Raw genomic sequence first — 21,272 nt, 5'->3', positions numbered from 1 at the left:
GGGTTCGTGGCCGAATCCCGACCTTGCTAAGCGGACAGCTGTCCGTTACGTTTCCAGTGAGTGGACAGTTGTCCGGTTGTCCGCCCACTCTACCGGCGGAAAGCGGCCGATGGCCCCCGCCCGCCTATGAACCCAATGCCTACAGCCAGTTTTCCCGGTCACCAGACACCAAAGAAGGCTGATCATGGCCCCAGCGCCCTCGTCGACGTCCAGCGCCGTCATCCTGAACATCAACGGCGAGAAGCACCAGCTGACCGTCGACCACCGCACCACCCTGCTCGACGCCCTGCGCGAGCGCCTCGACCTCACCGGCACCAAGAAGGGCTGTGACCAGGGGCAGTGCGGCGCCTGTACCGTCCTGGTCGACGGGCGTCGCGCCGTGTCCTGCCTGAATCTCGCCGTCGCGGCCGAGGGACGTGAGATCACCACCATCGAGGGCATGGCCGAGGGAGACCGGCTGCACCCGGTCCAGCAGGCCTTCCTCGACCTCGACGGCTACCAGTGCGGCTACTGCACCCCCGGGCAGATCTGCTCGGCGATCGCCGTCATCGAGGAGCACGCGGCCGGCTGGCCCAGCGCCGCCACCGAGGACGTACGCCCCGAGGCCGGACCGCCACCCCTGACGCCGGACGAGATCCGCGAACGGATGAGCGGCAATCTGTGCCGCTGCGGCGCCTACGTCTCCATCGTCCAGGCCGTCACCCGCGCCGCCGAGGCGCACCAGGCCGCGGCCCACGACGACGACCGCGCCGAGCAGGACGAGACCGACAAGACCACCGAGGAGACGGCCGCATGAGGGAGTTCGGATACCAGCGTGCCGACGACGTCTCCGGCGCCGTGGCACTGCTCGCCGCCGATCCGGACGCACGCTTCCTCGGCGGCGGCACCAACCTCGTGGACCTGATGAAGACCGGCGTCGAGCGCCCCGCCCGGCTCGTCGACGTCCGCGAACTCCCCCTGGACGCCGTCGAGGAGACCTCGGACGGCGGTCTGCGCATCGGCGCCACCGTCACCAACAGCGACCTGGCCGCCCACCCCGAAGTGCGCCGCCGCTACCCGGCACTGACCCAGGCGGTCCTGGCCGGCGCCTCCGGCCAGCTGCGCAACATGGCCACCGTCGGGGGCAACCTGCTCCAGCGCACCCGCTGCGGCTACTTCACGGACCTGAGCAAGCCCTGCAACAAGCGCGTCCCCGGCAGCGGCTGCTCCGCCATCACGGGTGAGCACCACAACCACGCCGTCCTGGGCGCCTCCGACCACTGTGTGGCCGTGCACCCCTCGGACATGGGGGTGGCCCTCGCCGCCTTCGACGCCGTCGTCGGCTTCGAAACCCCTGACGGTCCGGGCGAGTTGCCGCTCGCCGACTTCTACCTCCCCGTCGGGGACACCCCGCACCGGGAGACCGCACTGCCGGCCGGCGCGCTGATCACCGGCGTCACCCTGCCGCCCGCCCCGGTCGCCGCCCGCTCCCGCTACCGCAAGGTGCGCGAGCGCGCCTCGTACGCCTTCGCGATCGGCTCGGTCGCGGCCGCGCTCGACGTCGAGGACGGCGTCGTACGCGAGGCCCGGCTGGCCTTCGGCGCGGTCGCCTCGCGGCCCTGGCGGGCCCGCGCGGCCGAGGCCGTCCTCACCGGCGCACCGGCCGACGGCGACACCTTCGCCGCCGCCGCGGACGCCGAACTCGCGGCCGCCAGGCCGCTGCCCGACAACGGATACAAGGTGACCCTCATGCGCAACCTCGCGGTGGCCGTCCTGACCGAACTCGCCGAGGAGACCGCCCGATGACCACCGCCACGACCGGCCGTACGGCGCTCCGGGGCGTCGTCGGCACCGCGCACACGCGCGTCGAGGGCCGCGACAAGGTCACCGGAGCGGCCCGCTACGCCGGCGAGATCCCCTTCGCCGACCTCGCGCACGGCTGGCTGGTCCTCTCCACCGTCGCGCGCGGCCGCATCCGCTCCCTCGACACCGAGGCCGTCCTCGCCATGCCGGGCGTGCTCACCGTCCTGCACCACGGCAACGCCCCGCGCGTCGACACCGACTACGTCGGCCTGCTCGGCATCCCGCCGGACCCCACCGCCGCCGTCTTCCAGCAGGACCGGGTGCACCACGTGGGCTGGCCGGTCGCCCTCGTCGTCGCCGAGACGTCCGAGCAGGCCCGGGAGGCCGCCGAGGCCCTCGTCGTCGCCTACGACGAGGAACCGCACGACACCGTCCTCACCGCCGACCACCCGGGTGCCCACCCGGCGGGCGGGGTCATGCCCGGTGAGACCGCCAAGGGCGACCTGGAAGCCGGCCTCGCCGCCTCCGCCGTCGTGGTCGACCAGGAGTACACCACCCCCGAAGAGCACCACAGCATGATGGAGCCGCACGCCGCCACCGCCCGGTGGGACGGCGGCCGGCTGGAGGTCGTCGACTCCAACCAGGGCACCACCTGGATCCAGACCGAACTGGCCAGCCTGTTCTCCCTCGACGCCTCCGCGGTACGGGTGCGCTCCGAGCACATCGGCGGCGGCTTCGGCAGCAAGGGCCTGCGCGCCCACCAGGTCGCCGCCGTGATGGCCGCGACCGAACTGCAGCGGCCGGTGCGCGTCGTCATGACGAGGCGGCAGATGTTCTCGCTGGCCGGCTACCGCAGCCCCACCCTCCAGCGCGTCCGGCTCGGCGCCGACGCCGACGGCCGGCTGCGGGCCCTGGAACACCGCTCGCTGAACCAGACGTCCACCGTCTACGAGTTCGTCGAGCCCAGCGCGGGCGTGGCCCGGGTGATGTACGACGCCGAGGCGCACCACACGGCCAACGAGGTCGCGCCCCTCGACGTGCCGTCGCCGACGTTCATGCGCGCGCCGGGCGAGGCACCGGGCTCCTTCGCCGTCGAGTCGGCCCTCGACGAACTCGCCGAGCGCGGCGGCATCGACCCCATCGCACTGCGCCTGCGCAACGAACCCGAGGTCGGCCCGGTCTCCGGTCTGCCCTTCAGCAGCCGCAACCTGGACGCCTGCTTCCGCGAGGGAGCCCGGCGGTTCGGCTGGGCCGGGCGCGACCCGCGACCCGGGGTGCGCCGTGACGGGCGCTGGCTGCTGGGCACGGGCACCGCCGCCGCCTCCTTCCACTCGGGCGCCGGGCCCTCCACGGCCGTCGTGACCGCGGAGGCCGACGACGGATTCACGGTACGGATCGCCGCCGCCGACCTCGGCACCGGCGCCCGTACGGCGCTCACCCTGGTCGCCGCCGACGCCCTGGAGGTCGCGCCCGACCGGGTCCGGGTCCGCATCGGGGACAGCGACTTCGGCCCCGCGATGATCGCGGGTGGCTCGATGGGCACGCGGTCCTGGGCCTGGGCGGTCACGGAGGCGGCCCGCGAACTGCGGGAGCGGCTGGCCCTGGGCACGGCCATCCCGCCGGAGGGCATCACCGTACGGTCCGACACCACCGCACTGCTCGGCACCCTCGCGCAGAAGGAACGGCACTCCTTCGGCGCGCAGTTCGCCGAGGTCGCCGTGGACACCGCCACCGGTGAGGTGCGGGTGCGCCGCATGCTCGGCATCTTCGCCGCCGGCCGGATCGTCAACCCGCTCACCGCCCGCAACCAGCTCGTCGGCGGCATGGTGTGGGGCATCTCCATGGCCCTGCACGAGGAGGCGGTACGGGACCGGGCGAGCGGCGGCCTCTACGCCCCCGACCTCGCCGGCTACCACGTGGCCACCAACGCCGACGTGGGCGACATCCAGGCCGACTGGGTGGACGACCCCGACCCCGACGACCCGGTCGGGATCAAGGGCGTCGGCGAGATCGGCATCGTGGGCGCCGCGGCGGCCGTCGCCAACGCCGTCTGGCACGCGACCGGCGTGCGCCACCGCAACCTGCCGATCCGGCCGGACCGGGTGCTGTCGGCGGCGCCCGCCAGCTCAGGAGCGGCGGATGCTTGACATCGCCGAGGAGCTGGACCGCTGGCTCACCGAGGGCCGGGAGTTCGCCGTCGCCACCGTCGTCTCCGTGGGCGGCAGCGCGCCGCGCGGTCCCGGCGCCGCCCTCGCCGTCGACAGCGGGGGCACCGTGATCGGCTCGGTCTCCGGCGGCTGTGTGGAGGGCGCGGTGTACGACCTGTGCGCCGACGCCCTGCGCACCGGCGAGACGCTGCGCGAACGCTTCGGCTACAGCGACGAGGACGCCTTCGCGGTCGGACTGACCTGCGGCGGAATCGTCGACGTACTGGTCACCCCGGTCGGCGCCGACGCACCCTCGCGCGAGGTGCTCCGGTCGGCGCTGGCCACCGCAGCCCGGGGCGGGACCGCGGCCCTCGCCCGCGTCGTCGAGGGTCCGCCCGAGCTGCTGGGCAGGGCACTGCTCGTCCGGCCCGACGGTTCGCACACGGGCGGTCTCGGCGGCCACCCCGACCTGGACCGCACCGCGGCCGCCGAGGCCGGTGCCCTGCTGGACACCGGGCGCACCGGCACCGTCGGGCTCTCGGAGGACGGTTCGCACTGCCCCGGCGGGCTCACCCTGCTCGTCGAGTCCAGCGTGCCGCCGCCCCGCATGATCGTCTTCGGCGCGGTCGACTTCGCCGCGGCGCTCGTGCGGGCCGGGAAGTTCCTCGGGCACCACGTCACGGTGTGCGACGCCCGGTCCGTCTTCGCCACGCGGGCCCGTTTCCCGGAGGCCGACGAGGTCGTCGTCGACTGGCCGCACCGCTACCTGCGGGACACCCCGACCGACGGGCGCACGGTGCTGTGCGTGCTCACCCACGACGCCAAGTTCGACGTGCCACTGCTGACGGAGGCGCTGCGGATGCCGGTCGCGTTCGTCGGCGCGATGGGCTCGCGCCGCACCCACGAGGACCGCGACCGCCGACTGCGCCAGGCGGGCCTGACCGAGGACGAGCTGTCCCGGCTGCGCTCACCGATCGGCCTCGACCTCGGCGCCCGCACCCCCGAGGAGACGGCCCTGTCCATCGCGGCGGAGATCGTCGCGACCCGCCGTGGCGGCACGGGCGTTCCTCTGACGGGCGGGGCGGCACCGATCCACCGGGAGGCGACGGGGCGGCAGCCCGAGGAGAGGCCGACGGAGGCGGCCGCCTGAGAACAAGGTTCAGGGCAGCGCCGACTCGCCGGCCAGGCGGACCGCGCACTCCAGCATCATGGCGTGCACGAAGGCCTGCGGGAGGTTGCCGCGCAGCTGGCGCTGGCGCACGTCGTACTCCTCGGCGAACAGCCCGGGCGGTCCGCAGGCCGCCCGGGTGCGCTCGAACCAGCGGAACGCGTTCACCCGGTCGCCGTCCCGGTGTGTGGCGAGCGCCATGGCGAAGCCGCACAGCAGGAAGGCCCCCTCGGCCTCGCCCAGCGGCGCCCCGGGGTGTTCGAAGCGGTACAGGTACCCGTCCTCGGACAGGCGGGATTCGACGTACGCGCGGGTGGCGGCGTCGCCGTCGTCCCCGAAGGCGCAGCCCCGGGCCATCGGCACCAGCAGCGCGGCCTCGGGCCCGTCGTCGTCCTCGGCCCGCCGCCAGCGGCCGTCGGTGTGCAGGCACCGGCGCCGGGTCTCCCGCAGCACCGTGTCGGCGAGGTCGGCGCACCGGCGCCCCGCGGGCCCGGGCAGCACCTCGGCCATCCGCCGCAGACCGCACACCACGCTCAACCGGGAGTGGGTCCACCACCGGTCCTCCAGCTCCCACAGACCGGCCTCCGGCTTCAACCACTGCCGCTCGACGACATCCACGGCTACGGCGGCGGCCCGTTCCGCCTCGTCGGTGAGGCGGTCGTGCGTGGCCGCCGCCGCGAACAACTGCAGCGCCTCGCCGAAGGTGTCCAGCTGGAACTGGGCGCCCGCGTCGTTGCCGACGTGGTCGTTGCCGCCGGGGTAGCCGGGCAGCCGCAGGGAACGCTCCCTTTCGACCGGCCGCCCGTCGACCGTGTAGGCGGGGCGCACCCGGTCGCCGTCCGCGAGGATGCGTTCGGCGACGAAGCGCACGGCGTCGTCGACCAGGGGGTGCGGCCCGTGCGCGGCGACCGCGAGAGCGGCGTAGCACTGGTCGCGCAGCCACGCGTAGCGGTAGTCGTAGTTGCGCCCGCTGTTGGCCCGTTCCGGAAGGGACGTGGTCGCGGCGGCGACCATCCCGCCACGAACGCTGGTCAGCCCGCGCAGCACGGCGTAGGCGTGCCGGGCATCGCGGGGCGCGACCAGCCGGGAGCAGTCCGGCACGGCCCGCCGCCACTCCCGTTCCGTGGCCCGCCACAGCGCGTCGGCGTCGAGCGGTCCGGTCTCCCGCCCCGTGGACAGTTCGAGGACCAGGTCGTGTCTCTCGCCCTCGCGCAGCCGGAATTCGCCGCGCAGCCCGGCCCCGTCCCGCCACACCGCGTCCGGGGCCCCGGCGAGCCGCATCCGCAGCCCGCGTGCCCCGGCCGTCCACACCCCCCGTTCCCGCCGGGGATCGCGCATCCAGGCCTCCCCGAAGCCGGGCCGCGGGTCCAGGTCCAGGTTCAGGCGCGCCTCGCCCCGCTCCACCCGCATGCGGCGCAGCAGCACGAGCCGGTCCTCCCGGGCCGGCAGGGCCAGCGCCTCGCGGCACTCGATCACACAGTCGGCGGTCACCCAGCGGCTGATCCGGATCAGCGTGCCCTCCTCGTAGGAGCCGCCCCAGACGTGCCAGGGGTCGGTCGGCTCCACCGTGAAGTGCCCCGCCCCGCCGATCAGCGCGGAGAACACCGCGTCGTCGTGCCACCGCGGGGCGCACAGCCACACGATCCGGCCCCGGGGATCCAGGACCGCACCTCGTTCACCGTCGGCGAGCACGGCGTACTCGCGCAGCGCCCAAGGCGGGCAGGACGTGTCCGGTGCCGCCGTGCGCCCTTCGTCGCTCTCCTTCATGACGTTACGGCTGTCCCGGCGCCGGTGGCCGAAACGGTGCCGTCGTCCCTGCGGTCCCTGCCGTGCCGGCCGCCACAGTTGTCCCCCGCCAACTCCGTGGCCCCGTCCGCACCGTGCTCGCCCAGCGGGCCCACCGCCAGCCCCGCCTCGCGGCAGTCGCGCACGATGTCCGGCAGCGCGCCGAGCGTGGCCCGCCAGCTGCCCGGGGCGGAGGCGTGGTCGGTGTCGTGGAGGAGGACCGTGCCACCCCCGCACAGATCGGCCGCGACGGTCGCGCGTACCGAAGCGGGCGTGGCGTCGTGCCGCCAGTCCTTGCCCCACGCCGTCCACAGCACGGGCCGCAGCCCGGCCCGCCGGGCGGCCGCCCAGCGCCCGGAGGTGAGGATCCCGTAGGGCGGCCGGTACCAGCGCGGCGCGGTCCCGGACACCTCGTCCACCAGCCGGACGGCACGCAGCAGGTCGCGGGTGTCCCGCGCAGGCGACGGCCACCAGGGACGGTCGTGCGTCCAGCCGTGGACGGCGAGTTCGTGTCCGCGCCGGACCAGCTCACGGGTCAGCGCGGGGTGGCGCACGGCGTTCTCGCCCAGGAGGAAGAAGGTGGCGCGTACTCCGAGTCCGTCCAGTACGTCGAGGAACCGCGGCGTGGACGCCGGATCGGGGCCGTCGTCGAAGGTGAGCGCGACGTGGCCGGGGCTGCCCCGGCCGGCCAGGCCCGGGAACCGTCGGCGGCGCAGTTCCGGCAGCCAGGTCGCGGCCGGACCGATGTGGGCCAGCGCGGCGGCGACGACCGGAGCGACGGCGTACACCGCCCGTCCGGTCGGAAACCCGTGACGCATCCGTGGTGCCTCCGGTCTGTTCACTGTGTTCCGTCCTGGTGTGTCCGTCCGATCGTTCCGCTCACCGCTTCACCGCCCGCCCGGGACCGTCCCGCGCCGCCGGGGCCGTGTCCCAGGCGCCGTGCACCGACGGTGCCCGGGCCAGTCCGACGCTGCCGAGGCCGATCAGTGCCACGCCGATCAGCTCGGGCAGCACCCGCACTCCGAGCAGGATCTCCTCGCCGAACAGGGCCCAGCCGAGGGCGACGCTGGTCAGCGCGTCGCCGAGAGTGAGCGCCGGCTGCGAGGCCGCGAGGGTCCCCGCCCGCAGGGCGCTCTGCAGCAGCAGGAAGCTGGCCACGCCCAGGACGGCCGTGGCGTACGGCGGCCACTGGGTCAGCACCTCGCCCACCCCCTGGGGGAGCCGCCCGGTCAGTTCCTTGAGCAGCGCCGCCGTACCGCCGAACCCCACCGCGGACGCCGATCCGAACAGCGCCGCGCGGGGCGCGCCGTGCACCAGGCTGCCGACCGAGGCGAGGACCGTCATCAGGACGGACAGCGCCAGCCCCGCCCAGAGCCACCGGCCCGCGGTGGCGGTGTCGTGACCGGGCGCGGGGGCGGCCGAGCCCAGGAACAGTGCGAGCCCCACGGCCAGTGCCACGAAGGCCAGCCAGGTCCGCGAGTCCGGGCGCCGGTGGAAGACCGCACTGCCGACCACCAGCGTGAACAGCAGTTCGGTGGCCATCAGCGGCTGGACGACGGCCAGACTGCCCACCGCCAGGGCGGCCGCCTGCAACACCGTCGTCAGCGCGAGCAGCGCTGCCCCGCCGACCCAGTACCGGTCGCGCACCAGTCGCCGCAGTGAGCGCAGCATCGTGTGCCGGGCCCCCGCCCGGTCCTCGTCCTGCGCCGCGGCCCTGCGCTGCAGTACCGACGCCGCCGCGTTGGACAGCGCCGCGAACAGGGCGAGGACGACGGTGAGGACACTCACCGCGGCGCACTCCCGGTCATCCGAACCGTGCGGCCAGCCGCCGGTACAGCCCCGGGGCCGCGCCCCGCACCCGGCAGGGCAGGCGCAGCCACGAGGGCACGTACACCTCGTCCCGGCCCCGCAGCACCGCGGTCCGCACCGCGTCGGCCACGCGCTCGGGAGGCACCGGGCGCGGCCTGGACCGCTGGTAGGGGGCGCCCCGGCGCTCGAAGAACGGGGTGTCGACGACGCCCGGCACCACATGGGTGACCCCGACGCCCGTGCCCCGCAACTCGTAGCGCAGCGAGTCCGCGAAGGCGCCGATCGCGGCCTTGGCGGCGGAGTACACGGCCTCGTCACGCACCGCGACACTGCCCGCCAGCGACCCGATGAGCACCACCCGCCCCGACCCGGCGGCCACCATCCCCGGCAGCAGCAGCCGCACCAGTCGCAGCGTGGCCAGCACGTTGATGTCGAGGACCTCGTCGATGGTGTGCGGGGGCATGTCCAGGAACTCCCCGGCCCAGCCCACCCCGGCTCCCGCCACCAGCAGGTCCACCGGGCCCGCCGTGGCCAGCGTGAAGTCGGTGAGCTGCCGGCCGGCGCCGGGCAGGGTGAGGTCGGCGGCGAACGCGGTGGCCGACGTGTCGTCGGCGACCTGGCGCAGCCGCACCGGGTCACGGCCCGTGAGCACCAGCCGCCAGCCGTCCTCGTCACCCAGCCGACGGGCCACGGCCGCGCCGATGCCGGAGGACGCCCCCGTCACGAGCGCCGTACGGGTCCGCGGGTCCCGGAGCCCGACGGGCTGCCGCCGGGGCCTCGCGCGGTCCGCGTCGGGTGCGACGACCTGCGGTCCGGGAACGGACCGGGGACGGGAGAACGCATGGACCATGGGGACCACCTTGGCTCGGGGCGGGCACCGGGAAGCGGCCGACCGGGCGGTCGGGCTCCGGCGTCCGGCCGGACGGGCGGTCACGGAGTATCCCCCAGGGGTCGACCGAAACGCCCGCTTGTGCGGTGGTTTGGAACCCGCGGCACCGGCAACTTGGTCCGTCGTGCATCCTCGCAGCTCATCAGTGCCCCGGCGCCCGGGCGCCCCGCGCGGTCCGCAGGGCGGCAGACGTCTGCTGGTGATCAGCGCGAGCATGGGCGCGGGCCACGACACGGTCGCCGCCGAACTGGTCCGGCGCGCCCGGGAACGCGGCGACACGGCCGAGGTCGTCGATGTCCTCGCCCTCCTGCCGTACGGCCTGGGCACGGCCCTCAGGTGCTTCTACCGCGGGTCCGTACGCCACTTCCCGTGGACGTACGCCGCCCTGTACCGCCTCTTCCTGCGGCCCGGTGCCGGACGCCGGCCGAGCGGGACACCCCTGGCCCGGCTCGCCGGAAACCGGCTGCGCGAGCTGGCCGCACGCACCGGCGCGGACGTGATCGTGCCCGTCTTCCATCTGGGCGCCCAGCTGACCGGCCACCTCCGGGACCGCGGGCTGCTGTCCGTGCCCAGCGTCGTCCTCGTGATCGACTTCGAGCCGCACCGGCAGTGGCTGCACCCCGGCAACGACCACCTCCTGTGTCTCACCGAGGAAGCGGCGCGCGAGGTGCGGCGGAGTGCCGGCACTCCGGCCGGAACGTGCTCTCCCGTAGTGGCGCCCGAGTTCTGCGCCGACCACGTCCCGGGGGCGGCCCGGTGGCGGGAGACCTTCGACCGGCTCGGCCCCGGGCGGCCCGCCGTGGTGCTGGCCGCCGGCGCCTGGGGAGTCGGCTCGCACCTGGACGCCACCGTCCGGCTCCTGGCGGACCACGGCTATCTGCCGGTCGTGCTCTGCGGCGACAACCAGCGGCTGCGCCGCACGCTGTCCGGCACACCCGGCGTCCTCGCCCTGGGCTGGGTGACGGACGTCCCGGGCCTGCTGCACGCCGCCCGCGCCCTGATCGACAACGCGGCCGGCCAGACCGCCGTACAGGCGCTCGCGGCCGGACTGCCGGTCGTGGCCCATCGCCCCATACCCGGCCACGGCGCGGACGGCGTCCGGCGGATGGCCGCGCTGGGCGTCTCCGAGGTCGCCGAGGACCGGACCGCGCTGCTCGAAGCCTTGGCACGGCTGACCGCACCCGGCCGGGACCGGCGGCGGCGGATCGCCGCCGGACGCGCCCTGTTCACCGACGACGCGGACGCCCTGACCCTGGTGACCGATCTCGCCGACGCCGCGCGTGCGGGCGCACGGCGGTGAGAGAGCGCCGCGAGCACGGAGGGGGAGCGCACGCCGTTTTCCCGGACGGACACGGGGCACCCGCCCGGAGCGCGAACCGGCACAAGGAGGCGACGCCGTGCGGCTCGACGACTTCCTCACCAGGGTCCGCGACCGCGGTGAGTTCCACGGCGACGACGAGGCCGAGCAGGTCGCCACGGCCGTCCTGTGGGTGGTCGCGTCCCGCATCCCGCCGGGTGAGGCCGCCGACCTGGCCCGCGACCTGCCCGCACCCCTGGACGACGCGCTGCGCCTGGAGCGCGGGCGCCCCGAGACCTTCGGACGCGAGGAGTTCCTGCGGCGGGTGGCCCAGCAGACCGGCGCCCGGCCGCGCACCGCCGAATGGGACGCGGGCGCCGTGCTGTCCACCCTCGCCGAGGCCGTGCCCCGCGAACGCGTCGACCGACTGCTGGCCCGCCTGCCCGCCGACTGCGCCGATCTCTTCGGCGGCCCGGCACCCCACTGAGGAGACACCCATGACGGACGTTGAGCAGCGCTACGCCGACGACGAGGAGACACCTCTCCTCGGATACGCGGCGCTCGCCACGACCTTCGCGGCCGGCGCCGGTGCCTTCACGGTGACGGCGTGGCGCCGTGGGGTCCGCCTGCCCGACTCCGTCCCCGCCTGGGACGTGGTCCTGCTGGGAACCGCGACGTTCAAGGCCTCCCGGCTGCTGACCAAGGACAGGGTCACCAGCTTCCTGCGGGCCCCGTTCACCCGCCGCGAACGGGAGGGCAACGCCAACGAGGTGATGGACACCGGGCGCGGAACCGGTCTGCGCCGTGCCGTCGGCGACCTGATCTCCTGCCCGTTCTGCACCTCCGCCTGGGTGGCCGGCGGGCTGGTGGGCACCTACGCCGTCGCGCCCAGGGCGGGGCGGCTGGTGTGCGCGGGCCTGAGCGCGGTCGTGGTGTCGGACTGGCTGCAGTACGCGTGGAGCCTGACGGCGCAGAAGGCCGAGGAATGAGCGAGGAATGAGCCGGGGAATGAGCGAGGAATGAGCCGGGGAACGAACGGATGGGGGCCCGGGGCCGGGCGGCCGGTCAGTCGCGCTCGGCGCGCTCAGCCCGCTCGGCGTGCAGCTTCTTCACCCGGGCCGCCTCCTTGCGCACGTCGGCCTGGACCGCCTGCTCCCGCTCCAGCCACTCCGGGCGCTCCTGCTTCAGCGCGTCGATCTGCTCCGTGGTGAGCGGCTCGGTGACCCCGCCCCGGTGCAGGCCCGCGATGGAGACGCCCAGCCGGGCCGCCACCACCGGCCGCGGGTGCGGACCGTCGCGCCTCAGCTCGCGCAGCCACGCGGGCGGGTCGGCCTGGAGCGCGTTCAGCTCGGCACGCGTGACGGCGCCCTCCCGGAACTCGGCGGGTGTGGCCTCGAGGTACACACCCAGCTTCTTCGCCGCGGTCGCGGGCTTCATGGTCTGGGTGTTCTGGTGCGACGTCATGCGCCCAAGGGTATCGATCGTGTGAGTGGCTCCCGACCACGCCCGGTAACCTGGCCGGGTGACAGGCTCGGAAGCTCCCCCCTCGTTCCGGCTCGCGTACGTCCCGGGGGTGACGCCCGACAAGTGGGTGCGCATCTGGAACGAGCGGCTGCCGGAGGTCCCCCTCGCCCTGACCCAGGTCCCCGCCGCCGATGCGGCCGGCGTGCTGCTGGGCGGCGACGCCGACGCCGGGCTCGTACGCCTGCCCGTCGACCGTACGGCGCTCAGCGCCATCCCCCTCTACACCGAGACCACGGTCGTGCTGATCCCCAGGGACCATCTCGTCACCGCGGCCGAGGAGGTGACCGTCGGGGACCTCGCCGACGAGGTCGTGCTGCACCCCCTGGACGACGTGCTCGACTGGGAGCGGCCGCCCGGCAGGCCCGCCCTCGAGCGCCCGGCCACCACCGCGGACGCCGTCGAACTGGTGGCGGCCGGGATCGGCGTGCTGCTCGTGCCGCTGTCGCTGGCCCGCCTGCACCACCGCAAGGACCTCACGTACCGCACGGTCACGGACGCCCCGGAGTCGAGCGTGGCCCTGTCCTGGCCCGAGGACGCGCACACGGACCGCGTCGAGGACTTCATCGGCATCGTCCGGGGCCGGACCGTCAACAGCACGCGGGGCCGGCAGCCGGAACCGGCGCGCTCCAAAGACGGACGCGCGGAAGCGACGGCCTCCGCGCGTCGCAAACCGGCGGCGGGGAAGACGGGCGGCAGGACGGGCGGAGCCGCGGGCGGCAGGACCGGCGGGAAGCAGACCGGGAGCGCCCGGCGCGGCACCGGTGGCGGCCACCGGGGCGCGAGCGGCGGCAAGGGCAAGGGTGGCGGACGCGGCGGCAGGCCGCGCCAGCGCTGACCCCGTCGGCAGACCGGTGACCGCCGGCCCTCGGCATACCGGCCACGGCCGACCCGTCGGCCCCCGGTGCGTGGGCCGACCCGTCGGCCCCGGCGCGTCAGCGGACCGTCGGACTGGGCGTCGGCGCGGAGGTGTTGACCTCGAGCCCGGGCGGCGAGGTGAGCGAGAGCACCGGCTCGCCGGGCTGCGGGGCGGGCGGCGTGAGCTGCGCCTTCGGCAGGTTCGGAGGTGCGGTCTGCTGGAAGTTGACCTGGTCGAAGTTGACCAGCCCGGTCTTCTCCAGCACGGTGATGTGGTCGAGTACGGTGTCGTTGGCCTGGTCGGCGAGCTGCCGCACCAGGGAGTTCTTGGTGTTGGCGCGGATGTTGGCGATGGCCGGGAAGATCTGGCCGTGCGTGATCCGCATGATGTTGACCGCGGTGGTGTCGAACTGCTTGCCCGTCGTCCCGTTCACGGTCGAGACGAACTGCTGCTGCTGCGGTGAGGCCAGGTTGGGCAGGGTGATACCCAGCTCCGGTGCGATCCTGCGGCAGGTGGCGTCCAGCCGGGAGTGACCGACGACCAGGTGCTCACCGGCCTCCCTCATCTCCGGTGTCGTCCCCCGCTCCATGGCCATCAGACCCAGCGGGTGCTCCCACAGCCCCGCCGCACGCACCTTCACCACGAAGTCCCGGTCCTGCTCGGTGAGCGGCCCGTACCGCGTGTTGGTGACGACCCGGGCCTGGTCACTGCCCGCGTTCTGTACCCCGAGCATGGCCGGGTAGGCGAGGGCGGTGAGGGTGAGGACCAGGGCACCGGCCACGAAGGCGGTCCCTGCCGTGGTGCGCGTGATGCGCATCGTGCCTCCTGGGGCGAAGACAGGCTCGGACACCAGGGGATACGGATACGAGAGGCGGTCTGATCACCGTTTCGAGCAGTTGCTCATAATGTTTCCGTCGGTCCGCAGCCAGTCGTGCGCCGCCCGCGCGGTGAACTCCTCCTGACCACCGCGCACCAGCAGTTCCGCGGTGGCGAACTCCGGCGCGTCGGCCTGCCCCGCGACGTACGGGATCGCGATGCAGCGCATCCCGGCCGCGTGCGCGGCGGCGGCACCGGGAGCGGCATCCTCCAGCACCACGCAGCGGGCCGGTTCCGCGCCGAGCCGGCGGGCGGCCTCCAGGAAGACGTCGGGGGCGGGCTTGCCCCGCGCCACCTCGTCGGCCGAGACGACCGTGCGCAGGTGTGCGTCCAGGCCGGTGCGCGCCAGGATCGTCGCGATGGCCCCGGGAGACGAACCCGACGCCACCGCCATCGGTACACCCTCGCCCGCCAGCAGCTCGACGAACTTCCGCATCTCGGGATACGCGCGGGCCGACGTGCGGGCGAGCCCGAGATAGTGCCGGTTCTTCACGGCGAGCAGTTCCTCGACCGTGGCCCGCAGCCCGTACCGCCGCTTCCAGTCGGTGACCGTCTCCTGGGTGCTGATGCCCACGTACGCCTCGTGGTCGGCCCAGGTGAAGTCCGGGACGCCGTACTCGGCGAGGGTGCGACGGCCCGCTTCGTAGTAGTTCGGCTCGCTGTCCACGAGCGTTCCGTCGAGATCGAAGATGACCGAGATGCCGCCCAGCGGGTTCATGGTGCTCATGGCGTCCAGGATGCCAAGGATCACCTGCGCGCCGAGCGCCCGATCGCCTCCACCAGGGGCAGCAGCCGGTGCGGCACCCGCTCGCGCAGCGCCACCTCGCTGCGGGTGCGGACCACGCCGGGCAGGCTGATCAGCTTCTGCACCACGTCCTCCAGGTGCGCGTTGTCGCGGGCCACGACACGGGTCAGCAGGTCCCCGCCACCCGTGATGGAGAAGGCCTCGACGATCTCCGGCACGGCCGCCAGCGCCTCGCCCACCTCGTCCAGACGGCCCTGGGTGACCTCGATGTGCACGAACGCGAGCACCGGGTGGCCCAGGGCGGCGGGGGAGAGGGACGGAGCGGTAGCGGTGATCACGCCGTCCCGCTCCAGGCGGTCGAGGCGGGCCTGGAGGGTGCCGCGGGCGATCCCGAGGAGGCGTGCGTACTCGCGCACGCTGGTGCGCGGCTGCTCGAGCAGCAGCCGCAGGATGCGGGTGTCGAGTTCGTCGACGGCCATCGCGGGTCCGGCCCCCTTCAGTCGGCCATTGGCTCTCCGGTGGCCGCAGGCATGCCGTGATCACAGTACCAATGGCCCATTCCGGCGGCAGCCTGTTGAGCCACTGGCGTCCGGGATGCTCCTATAGACGTGTCGATGGCGCTGCGGACCCCGCGGCGCCTTTTGCGTGTGGTGACTTCCGGGCCGGTGGCGTGAGCGAGCGAGGGGGCGGTAATCAGTGCTGAAGAAGGTGTTCGTGAGCCCGGACCCGGGACGGTCCCGGCTGCGGTTCGCCGCCCGGGCCGTCCTCGGCATCGGGCTGGCCGTCGTGGTGTGCGGGCTGGCCGGTACGTCCCTGATCGGCGCGATCATCGGGGGCCTCGCCGCCCTGCTCGCGCTCTTCACCGTCACCGACGCCACCGTGCGCGGTCAGGCCTTCACCACCGCGCTGCTGCCGGTCGCCGGGCTGCCCGTGCTCACCGCAGCCGCCGCGCTGCACGACCTCCCGGTGGCCCGGGATCTCACCTTCCTCGCCGTCGTCGGCGCCGGCGTGTACGCGCGTCGCTGGGGCCCGCGCGGGCACAGCCTCGGCGTCTTCGCCTTCATGACCTTCTTCATCGCCCAGTTCCTGCACGCCACCACGGACCGGCTGCCCGAGATGTTCGCCGCCGTCCTGCTGTCCGTGGCCACCGCCGCGGCGGTGCGGTTCGGACTGTGGTGCTACGAGCGTCGCCGGCCCGCGCCCGCCGTCCCCGCGCCGCCCGCCGGCACCGGACTGGCCCGCATCACCACCCGGCAGGCCGTGCAGGCGACCGCGGGCGCCGGTTTCGCCCTGGTCGTGGGCCAGCTGGTGTCCGGGGACCGCTGGTACTGGGCCGTCGGCGCCACCTGGTGGGTGTTCGTCAACACCACCTCGCGCGGTGAGACGCTGGTACGCGGCTTCCGCCGGGTCCTCGGCACGGTCGTCGGCATCGGGCTGGGCTTCCTGATCGCCGTGCCGGTGGCCGGAGCGCCGGTGCCCACCGCCGTACTCGCCGCCGCCTGCGTCTTCGGCATCTTCTACACCGCCGCGGTCTCCTACACCTGGATGATGCTCTGCGTGACCCTTCTCGCCGAGCTGCTCTACGGCCTCCTGGGCGTTCTCGGCCCCGGCCTGCTCGCCCTGCGGATCGCCGAGACCGGCGTGGGCGCGCTCGGCGCCGCGCTCGCCGTGCTCTTCGTCCTGCCGGTCACCACGCACGCCGTCACCGACGTCTGGATCCAGCGCGCCCTGCGCTGCGTGCACGCCTGCACCGCTGAGGCCGCAGCCCGCCTCGCCGGGACCGAGGGTGCCGACCCGGCGCCACGCGTGGCGGAACTGGAACAGCTGCTGGGCCGGGTACGGCTGTCGGTCGCCCCGCTCGTGCACCCGCTGAGCCCCATGTACGGCCGTAGGCGGCGGGCGCGACGGGTCCTGGACCTGCTCGACGACTGCGCCCGGGAGATCCGCGGCCTGGTCGCCGTGGCCGCCGACCCCGAAGCCTCGCACGACGCCCGGCTGGCCGCCGCCTGCTGGCGTGTCGAGGCGGCGGTCGAGGCGCTCACCGGCGGGGGCGCCGTCCCGGCCCGCGCGGGCCACCCGCGTGCCGCCGAACCCGCGCTGGCCCACCTCCACGACCTGGAACACGCCCTCGCCGAACTCGCCGCGCCCCTGCGCAGCCCCTCGGGTTCACGTCTGGCCGGCGCCTGACCCGGGCCGCCCGACGCCCCTGCGACACCCGTTTGGTCTAGACCGCCAGTGATCGACTGCTACCGTCGCTCCGGGGCGGACGATCAGGGTGGCGCTCCAGGCGACCGAGGGCGAAGCGGGACGAGAGGGGCAGCGGTGACGGACGGCGGCAGGCGGCAGCGGCGGGCATACATCGGGTCGTTCACGGCGGCCGGCGGCCCCGGCATCCTGACGGCGACCGTCGCCCCCGACAGCGGCGCCCTCACGGTCGTGAGCGGCACGGACGGGCTCGCCGACCCCTCCTACCTGGCCCTGGCGCCCGACGGGGACACGCTCTACGCCGTCAGCGAGACGGCCGAGGGTGCGGTGGCCGCCTACCGGGTGAACGGGGACAGGCCCGAGCCCACCGGACGGCCGGTGCCCGTCGAGGGCGACGGACCGACCCACCTCAGCCTGTACGCCGGGCACGTGCTGACCGCCAACTACGGCTCCGGCACCGTCACCGCCGTCCCGGTCCGCGCCGATGGCACCCTCGCCCGCTCCGCGTCCGGCGTGCTGCGGCACACCGGCTCCGGCCCGCACGCCCAGCGGCAGCAGGGACCGCACGCCCACCAGGTGCGGCCCGACACCAGCGGGCGGTGGGCCGTCAGCGTGGACCTCGGCACCGACTCCGTGCGGGTCTGCACCCTCGCGGACGGTGCCCCCGCCGTGCACCGCGAGATCGCGCTGCGGCCGGGGTCGGGGCCGCGGCACCTGGCCTTCCATCCGGACGGCTCGCACGCCTACGTCCTCAACGAACTGGCGCCCACCGTCACCGTCTGCCACTGGGACGCCGCCGACGGCTCGCTCAAGCCCCTCACCGAGGTGCCGGTGCTGCCGGGCGCCCCGGCGGGCGACGCCTACCCGTCCGGCGTCGTCGTCTCGCCCGACGGCCGCTTCGTGTGGACCGCCACCCGCGGGGAGGACGTCCTGTCCGTGCTCGCCGTGGAGCCGGACGGACTGCGGCTGTCCGCCACCGTGCCCTGCGGCGGGCACTGGCCCCGCGACATCTCCGTGGCGGACGGCTTCCTGTACGCGGCCAACGAGCGCTCGGGAGACGTGACCTGGTTCGCCCTGGACCCGACCACCGGCGTCCCCCGCCGCACCGGCTCCCTCGCGGTCCCGGCAGCCTCCTGCGTGATCTTCGCCCCCTAGCCGCAAACGGCCGAGTGACCCCAGCTGCGGGCGGTCGTGCCGCTGGGGCGGCACGGGTGGGCGGTGGGGCACCTCCCGCTCGAGCGAAGCCGCGAGTGGGGGAGGCGCCCCGCCGGCGCCGGGCAACACGACCCACCCCCGCCCGCACCCACGCCGGACGCGATCCCGACCCACGGCTCCGTACCCCACGGCCACGCCGAAGGGGCCCGCTCCTCACCCGGAGCGGGCCCCTTCACACACGCCAAAATGCGCAGGCGCACGCGCCCCTCACCGAACCGGCGCCCCCTGCGCCGGCTGCGGCGAGATGCCCAGCGCCGTCGTGTACTTGGCCAGCGCCAGCTTGCCGATCGCCGGGTAGGGGCCGAGCGGCTCGGCGGTGGAGCAGGCCGCCTCCTTGGCCGCCTCCTCCAGCACGGACGCCTCGATCTCCGGGCCGATCAGATACGGCGCGAGCGCCAGCTGCTGGGAGCCCGAGGAGCGCAGCTGCTCGGCGACGGAGGCGATCGAGCCCTCCTCGTCCAGCGCCGCCGCGATCACCGGCACGGCGAGCCGCGCGGCGAGCAGCATGCCGGTGATCCCGGCCGCCTGGACGGCCTCGTCACCGCCGACGGAGGCGAGGATGATGCCGTCCGCGGCGGTCGCCACGGTGAACAGACGGGCGCGGTCGGCGCGGGCGAGACCGGCCTCGGAGAGCCGCACGTGCAGGGCCTCGGCCAGCAGCGGGTGCGGTCCGAGAACATCGGTCAGCTCGGCCGCGATCTTGCTGTCCATCACGGCCTGCCGGATCCGGCGCAGCAGCGCGTTGTCCGGCCCGGCGAGCAGCGGCACGACGACCGCGACGGGGCCGTCCGGCTCCTTCACGTCGAGTCCGGCGGCGCGCGCCTGCTCGAAGCGGGCGGTGCGCTCCTCGGCGGCCCGGACGAGCACGGTGGTCACCGAGGGGAACTCGGCGTCGTCGTCCCCGTCGAGGTGGCCGATCCGGGCGTCGAGCCCGGGCAGCTCGGAACGGGCGATGCTGATGACCTCGTCGGCGAGGCCCCGGGTGGCGCTACTGGGCGTCCCCGGCACCGCGAGGACGAGCGCCGGCGCGCCCTCGGGAGCCACCAGGGGTTCGGGACGGCGGTGCCGTCCGGGCTGGCGGGGGCGCGGCATTCGTACTGGCAGGCCGGACGCGGGCCCAGTGGGGGAGCTCATGGCGCCGCATGTTACTGGTTTCCGGGGTTTCCCTGTTCGGGGAGGGTGCGGGTGAGCGGTATCCGTCCTGTTTTGTCTGTTGAGTGATGTACGGATCGGCTGACATCGGCATGATTCACCTCGTCGGCGGACCGGTTCTCAGCCGTCCGGCACGGTCGTCACCGACAGCATCCCGTCGTCACTCGGAAGCGTGAACGAAGCGGTCGCCAGGTCGGTCGCGACCCGGACCGAGCCGTCCAGCGGATCACCTTCGGCGGCCGTCCACCGCGCCTGCGGCAGCCTTTGCGCCAGCTCCTCGCCCAGCGGTACGAGGAGCGGATCGCCCAGCCGCGTCAGCCCGCCGGTGACGGCGACGAGGGGCTCACCGCCGGCCGGACAGACCGCGGCGGCCGAGTCGGCCAGGTGCCGGGCGGCGGTCCCGAGGATCTGCGCCGCGACGGGGTCGGTGCCGGCACACGCCGCCACCTCCGGCGCGAAGGAGGCCAGGACGGCCGGACGGTCGGACCGCGGATACACCTGCCCGGGCAGCCCCGCCGCCGGGCCGAAACGCGCCTCGGCGCGGGCCAGCAGCGGCGCGGAGCCGCCCTCCCGCCCGTCATGGGCGCGCAGCGCCGCCTCGAGACCGGCCCGCCCGATCCAGGCCCCGCCGCCGCAGTCGCCCAGCAGATGTCCCCAGCCGTCCGCCCGGCGCCAGCGGGTCAGGTCGGTGCCGACCGCGATCAGGCCGGTACCGGCGGCCACCACCGAGCCGGCCCGCGCACCCAGCGCGCCCACGTACGCGGTGACGGCGTCGGCGGCCAGGGCGACCGTCCGTACGCCCAGCTCCCGGGCCAGCGCGCCCGGCAGTTCGGCGCGCAGTGCGTCGCCCAGCGTGGCCAGTCCGGCGGCCCCGACGACGACGGTGTCGAGCCGGGAGACGCCGCTTTCGGCGGTCAACGCCCTGGCCATGGGCAGCAGTTGCGCCAGGAGGTGCTCGGGGTCGATCCCGCGCGCGCCGGTGCGGACGGGCTCCCGCGAGACCCGCCGACCGAGCGGGCCGGGTCCGCCGCCGCGGTCGCCGACGGCGCCGACGACGACGCGCAGCCCCGAGCCGCCCGAGTCCACGGCCAGGAAGCCGGTGCTCACGGCAGGCGCCAGTCGACCGGCTGACCTCCCAGGCGCATCAGCAGGTCGTTGGCCCGGCTGAACGGACGGGAGCCGAAGAAGCCCCGGTCGGCCGACATGGGGGACGGGTGTGCGGACTCCACGGCCGGCAGATCGCCGAGCAGTGGCCGCAGATTGCGGGCGTCGCGGCCCCAGAGGATGGACACCATCGGCTTGCCGCGCGCCGCCAGTGCCCGTATCGCCTGCTCGGTGACCTCCTCCCAGCCCTTGCCGCGGTGGGCCGCGGGCTTGCGCGGGGCCGTGGTGAGCGCCCTGTTGAGCAGCAGCACGCCCTGCTGTGTCCAGGGCGTCAGATCCCCGTTGGAGGGCTGCGGAAGACTCAGGTCGGTGTTCAGCTCCCGGAAGATGTTGACGAGGCTGCCGGGCAGCGGGCGTACCTCGGGCGCGACGGAGAACGACAGTCCGACGGCGTGCCCCGGAGTGGGGTAGGGATCCTGTCCGACGATCAGGACCCGGACATCGTCGAAGGGCTGCTGGAAGGCCCGCAGGACGTTCGCCCCCGCCGGGAGGTAGGTGCGTCCGGCGGCGATCTCCGCGCGCAGGAACTCACCCATCGAGGTGATCCGTCCGGCGACGGGTTCCAGGGCCTTCGCCCAGCCCGCTTCGACGATTTCATTCAAGGGTCGTGGTGCCACGGGCGTCACCCTACTGCCGTACGGGTGACGCCGATCAACCG

Annotated in this window: 21 protein-coding genes; 10 read left to right on the top strand and 11 right to left on the bottom strand. The window is 74.7% G+C overall.

Features of this window, described 5'->3' with window-relative positions:
* Positions 1-184 precede the first annotated feature (184 nt).
* The 4 genes from C4J65_RS02115 to C4J65_RS02100 are packed head-to-tail and all read left to right on the top strand — an operon-like array spanning position 185 to position 5,079.
* Positions 185-796: a 2Fe-2S iron-sulfur cluster-binding protein gene (locus tag C4J65_RS02115; RefSeq protein ID WP_115740812.1), complete on the top strand. Its 612-nt coding sequence runs from the start codon at positions 185-187 to the stop codon at positions 794-796.
* Positions 793-1,785 (top strand): xanthine dehydrogenase family protein subunit M, encoded by a 993-nt coding sequence (locus C4J65_RS02110; RefSeq protein ID WP_115740811.1) that lies wholly within the window; start codon positions 793-795, stop codon positions 1,783-1,785. Before C4J65_RS02115 ends, C4J65_RS02110 begins: the two co-directional genes overlap by 4 nt.
* A complete protein-coding gene (locus tag C4J65_RS02105) occupies positions 1,782-3,929 on the top strand; it encodes a xanthine dehydrogenase family protein molybdopterin-binding subunit (RefSeq protein WP_115740810.1) in 2,148 nt (715 codons plus the stop codon). The genes C4J65_RS02110 and C4J65_RS02105 overlap by 4 nt, the downstream gene beginning before the upstream one ends.
* Positions 3,922-5,079, top strand: a complete 1,158-nt coding sequence (locus C4J65_RS02100; RefSeq protein WP_115740809.1) for an XdhC/CoxI family protein — start codon at positions 3,922-3,924, stop codon at positions 5,077-5,079. The genes C4J65_RS02105 and C4J65_RS02100 overlap by 8 nt, the downstream gene beginning before the upstream one ends.
* A 9-nt stretch (positions 5,080-5,088) precedes the next feature.
* On the opposite strand, the gene C4J65_RS02095 is transcribed toward C4J65_RS02100, so the two are convergent.
* The 4 genes from C4J65_RS02095 to C4J65_RS02080 form a co-directional block, all read right to left on the bottom strand.
* Positions 5,089-6,864 (bottom strand): glycoside hydrolase family 15 protein, encoded by a 1,776-nt coding sequence (locus C4J65_RS02095; RefSeq protein ID WP_115740808.1) that lies wholly within the window; start codon positions 6,862-6,864, stop codon positions 5,089-5,091.
* The gene (locus tag C4J65_RS02090) at positions 6,861-7,700 is read right to left on the bottom strand and encodes a polysaccharide deacetylase family protein (RefSeq protein ID WP_240330360.1); all 840 of its coding nucleotides are present in this window, start codon (positions 7,698-7,700) and stop codon (positions 6,861-6,863) included. Before C4J65_RS02090 ends, C4J65_RS02095 begins: the two co-directional genes overlap by 4 nt.
* A 61-nt stretch (positions 7,701-7,761) precedes the next feature.
* Positions 7,762-8,670 (bottom strand): DMT family transporter, encoded by a 909-nt coding sequence (locus C4J65_RS02085; RefSeq protein ID WP_115740807.1) that lies wholly within the window; start codon positions 8,668-8,670, stop codon positions 7,762-7,764.
* A 16-nt stretch (positions 8,671-8,686) separates the two neighbouring features.
* Entirely contained in the window at positions 8,687-9,541 is an 855-nt protein-coding gene (locus tag C4J65_RS02080; protein ID WP_162832981.1) for an SDR family NAD(P)-dependent oxidoreductase, read from the bottom strand.
* A 253-nt stretch (positions 9,542-9,794) separates the two neighbouring features.
* On the opposite strand from C4J65_RS02080, the gene C4J65_RS02075 reads away from it, so the two are divergent.
* From C4J65_RS02075 to C4J65_RS02065, 3 genes are all read left to right on the top strand, one after another.
* Positions 9,795-10,880 carry a glycosyltransferase gene (locus tag C4J65_RS02075; RefSeq protein ID WP_162833530.1) on the top strand — a complete coding sequence of 362 codons (1,086 nt, stop codon included), beginning with the start codon at positions 9,795-9,797 and terminating at the stop codon, positions 10,878-10,880.
* A gap of 97 nt (positions 10,881-10,977) precedes the next feature.
* A complete protein-coding gene (locus tag C4J65_RS02070; RefSeq protein WP_115740804.1) occupies positions 10,978-11,364 on the top strand; it encodes a DUF2267 domain-containing protein in 387 nt (128 codons plus the stop codon).
* Between the two features lie 10 nt (positions 11,365-11,374).
* The gene (locus C4J65_RS02065; RefSeq protein WP_115740803.1) at positions 11,375-11,866 is read left to right on the top strand and encodes a DUF1360 domain-containing protein; all 492 of its coding nucleotides are present in this window, start codon (positions 11,375-11,377) and stop codon (positions 11,864-11,866) included.
* A gap of 76 nt (positions 11,867-11,942) precedes the next feature.
* On the opposite strand, the gene C4J65_RS02060 is transcribed toward C4J65_RS02065, so the two are convergent.
* Positions 11,943-12,341: a DUF5997 family protein gene (locus C4J65_RS02060; protein ID WP_115740802.1), complete on the bottom strand. Its 399-nt coding sequence runs from the start codon at positions 12,339-12,341 to the stop codon at positions 11,943-11,945.
* 58 nt (positions 12,342-12,399) lie between these two features.
* On the opposite strand from C4J65_RS02060, the gene C4J65_RS02055 reads away from it, so the two are divergent.
* Positions 12,400-13,236 carry a LysR substrate-binding domain-containing protein gene (locus tag C4J65_RS02055; protein WP_115740801.1) on the top strand — a complete coding sequence of 279 codons (837 nt, stop codon included), beginning with the start codon at positions 12,400-12,402 and terminating at the stop codon, positions 13,234-13,236.
* 97 nt (positions 13,237-13,333) lie between these two features.
* Here C4J65_RS02055 and C4J65_RS02050 read toward each other — a convergent pair whose 3' ends face one another.
* The 3 genes from C4J65_RS02050 to C4J65_RS02040 all read right to left on the bottom strand — a co-directional run bounded on the left by C4J65_RS02050 (position 13,334) and on the right by C4J65_RS02040 (position 15,357).
* The gene (locus tag C4J65_RS02050; RefSeq protein ID WP_115740800.1) at positions 13,334-14,074 is read right to left on the bottom strand and encodes a DUF4142 domain-containing protein; all 741 of its coding nucleotides are present in this window, start codon (positions 14,072-14,074) and stop codon (positions 13,334-13,336) included.
* Positions 14,075-14,137: 63 nt separating this feature from the next.
* On the bottom strand, positions 14,138-14,851 hold the full coding sequence (locus C4J65_RS02045; protein WP_162833529.1) for an HAD family phosphatase: 714 nt from the start codon (positions 14,849-14,851) through the stop codon (positions 14,138-14,140).
* Between the two features lie 29 nt (positions 14,852-14,880).
* The gene (locus C4J65_RS02040; protein ID WP_115740799.1) at positions 14,881-15,357 is read right to left on the bottom strand and encodes an Lrp/AsnC family transcriptional regulator; all 477 of its coding nucleotides are present in this window, start codon (positions 15,355-15,357) and stop codon (positions 14,881-14,883) included.
* 217 nt (positions 15,358-15,574) lie between these two features.
* On the opposite strand from C4J65_RS02040, the gene C4J65_RS02035 reads away from it, so the two are divergent.
* Positions 15,575-17,065, top strand: coding sequence for an FUSC family protein (locus C4J65_RS02035; protein WP_115740798.1), 1,491 nt, complete (start codon positions 15,575-15,577; stop codon positions 17,063-17,065).
* A 135-nt stretch (positions 17,066-17,200) separates the two neighbouring features.
* A complete protein-coding gene (locus tag C4J65_RS02030; protein ID WP_115740797.1) occupies positions 17,201-18,238 on the top strand; it encodes a lactonase family protein in 1,038 nt (345 codons plus the stop codon).
* 267 nt (positions 18,239-18,505) lie between these two features.
* Here C4J65_RS02030 and C4J65_RS02025 read toward each other — a convergent pair whose 3' ends face one another.
* The 3 genes from C4J65_RS02025 to C4J65_RS02015 all read right to left on the bottom strand — a co-directional run bounded on the left by C4J65_RS02025 (position 18,506) and on the right by C4J65_RS02015 (position 21,231).
* The gene (locus C4J65_RS02025; RefSeq protein WP_115740796.1) at positions 18,506-19,432 is read right to left on the bottom strand and encodes a hypothetical protein; all 927 of its coding nucleotides are present in this window, start codon (positions 19,430-19,432) and stop codon (positions 18,506-18,508) included.
* A gap of 138 nt (positions 19,433-19,570) precedes the next feature.
* On the bottom strand, positions 19,571-20,557 hold the full coding sequence (locus C4J65_RS02020; RefSeq protein ID WP_115740795.1) for a BadF/BadG/BcrA/BcrD ATPase family protein: 987 nt from the start codon (positions 20,555-20,557) through the stop codon (positions 19,571-19,573).
* Positions 20,554-21,231: a uracil-DNA glycosylase gene (locus C4J65_RS02015; protein ID WP_115740794.1), complete on the bottom strand. Its 678-nt coding sequence runs from the start codon at positions 21,229-21,231 to the stop codon at positions 20,554-20,556. The genes C4J65_RS02020 and C4J65_RS02015 overlap by 4 nt, the downstream gene beginning before the upstream one ends.
* Positions 21,232-21,272 lie beyond the last annotated feature (41 nt).

It is taken from the genome of Streptomyces sp. CB09001 (assembly GCF_003369795.1).
Taxonomy (GTDB): Bacteria; Actinomycetota; Actinomycetes; order Streptomycetales; family Streptomycetaceae; genus Streptomyces.
Note: the sequence above shows the minus strand (reverse complement) of the source record. Positions and strands in the feature narration are given on the sequence as shown.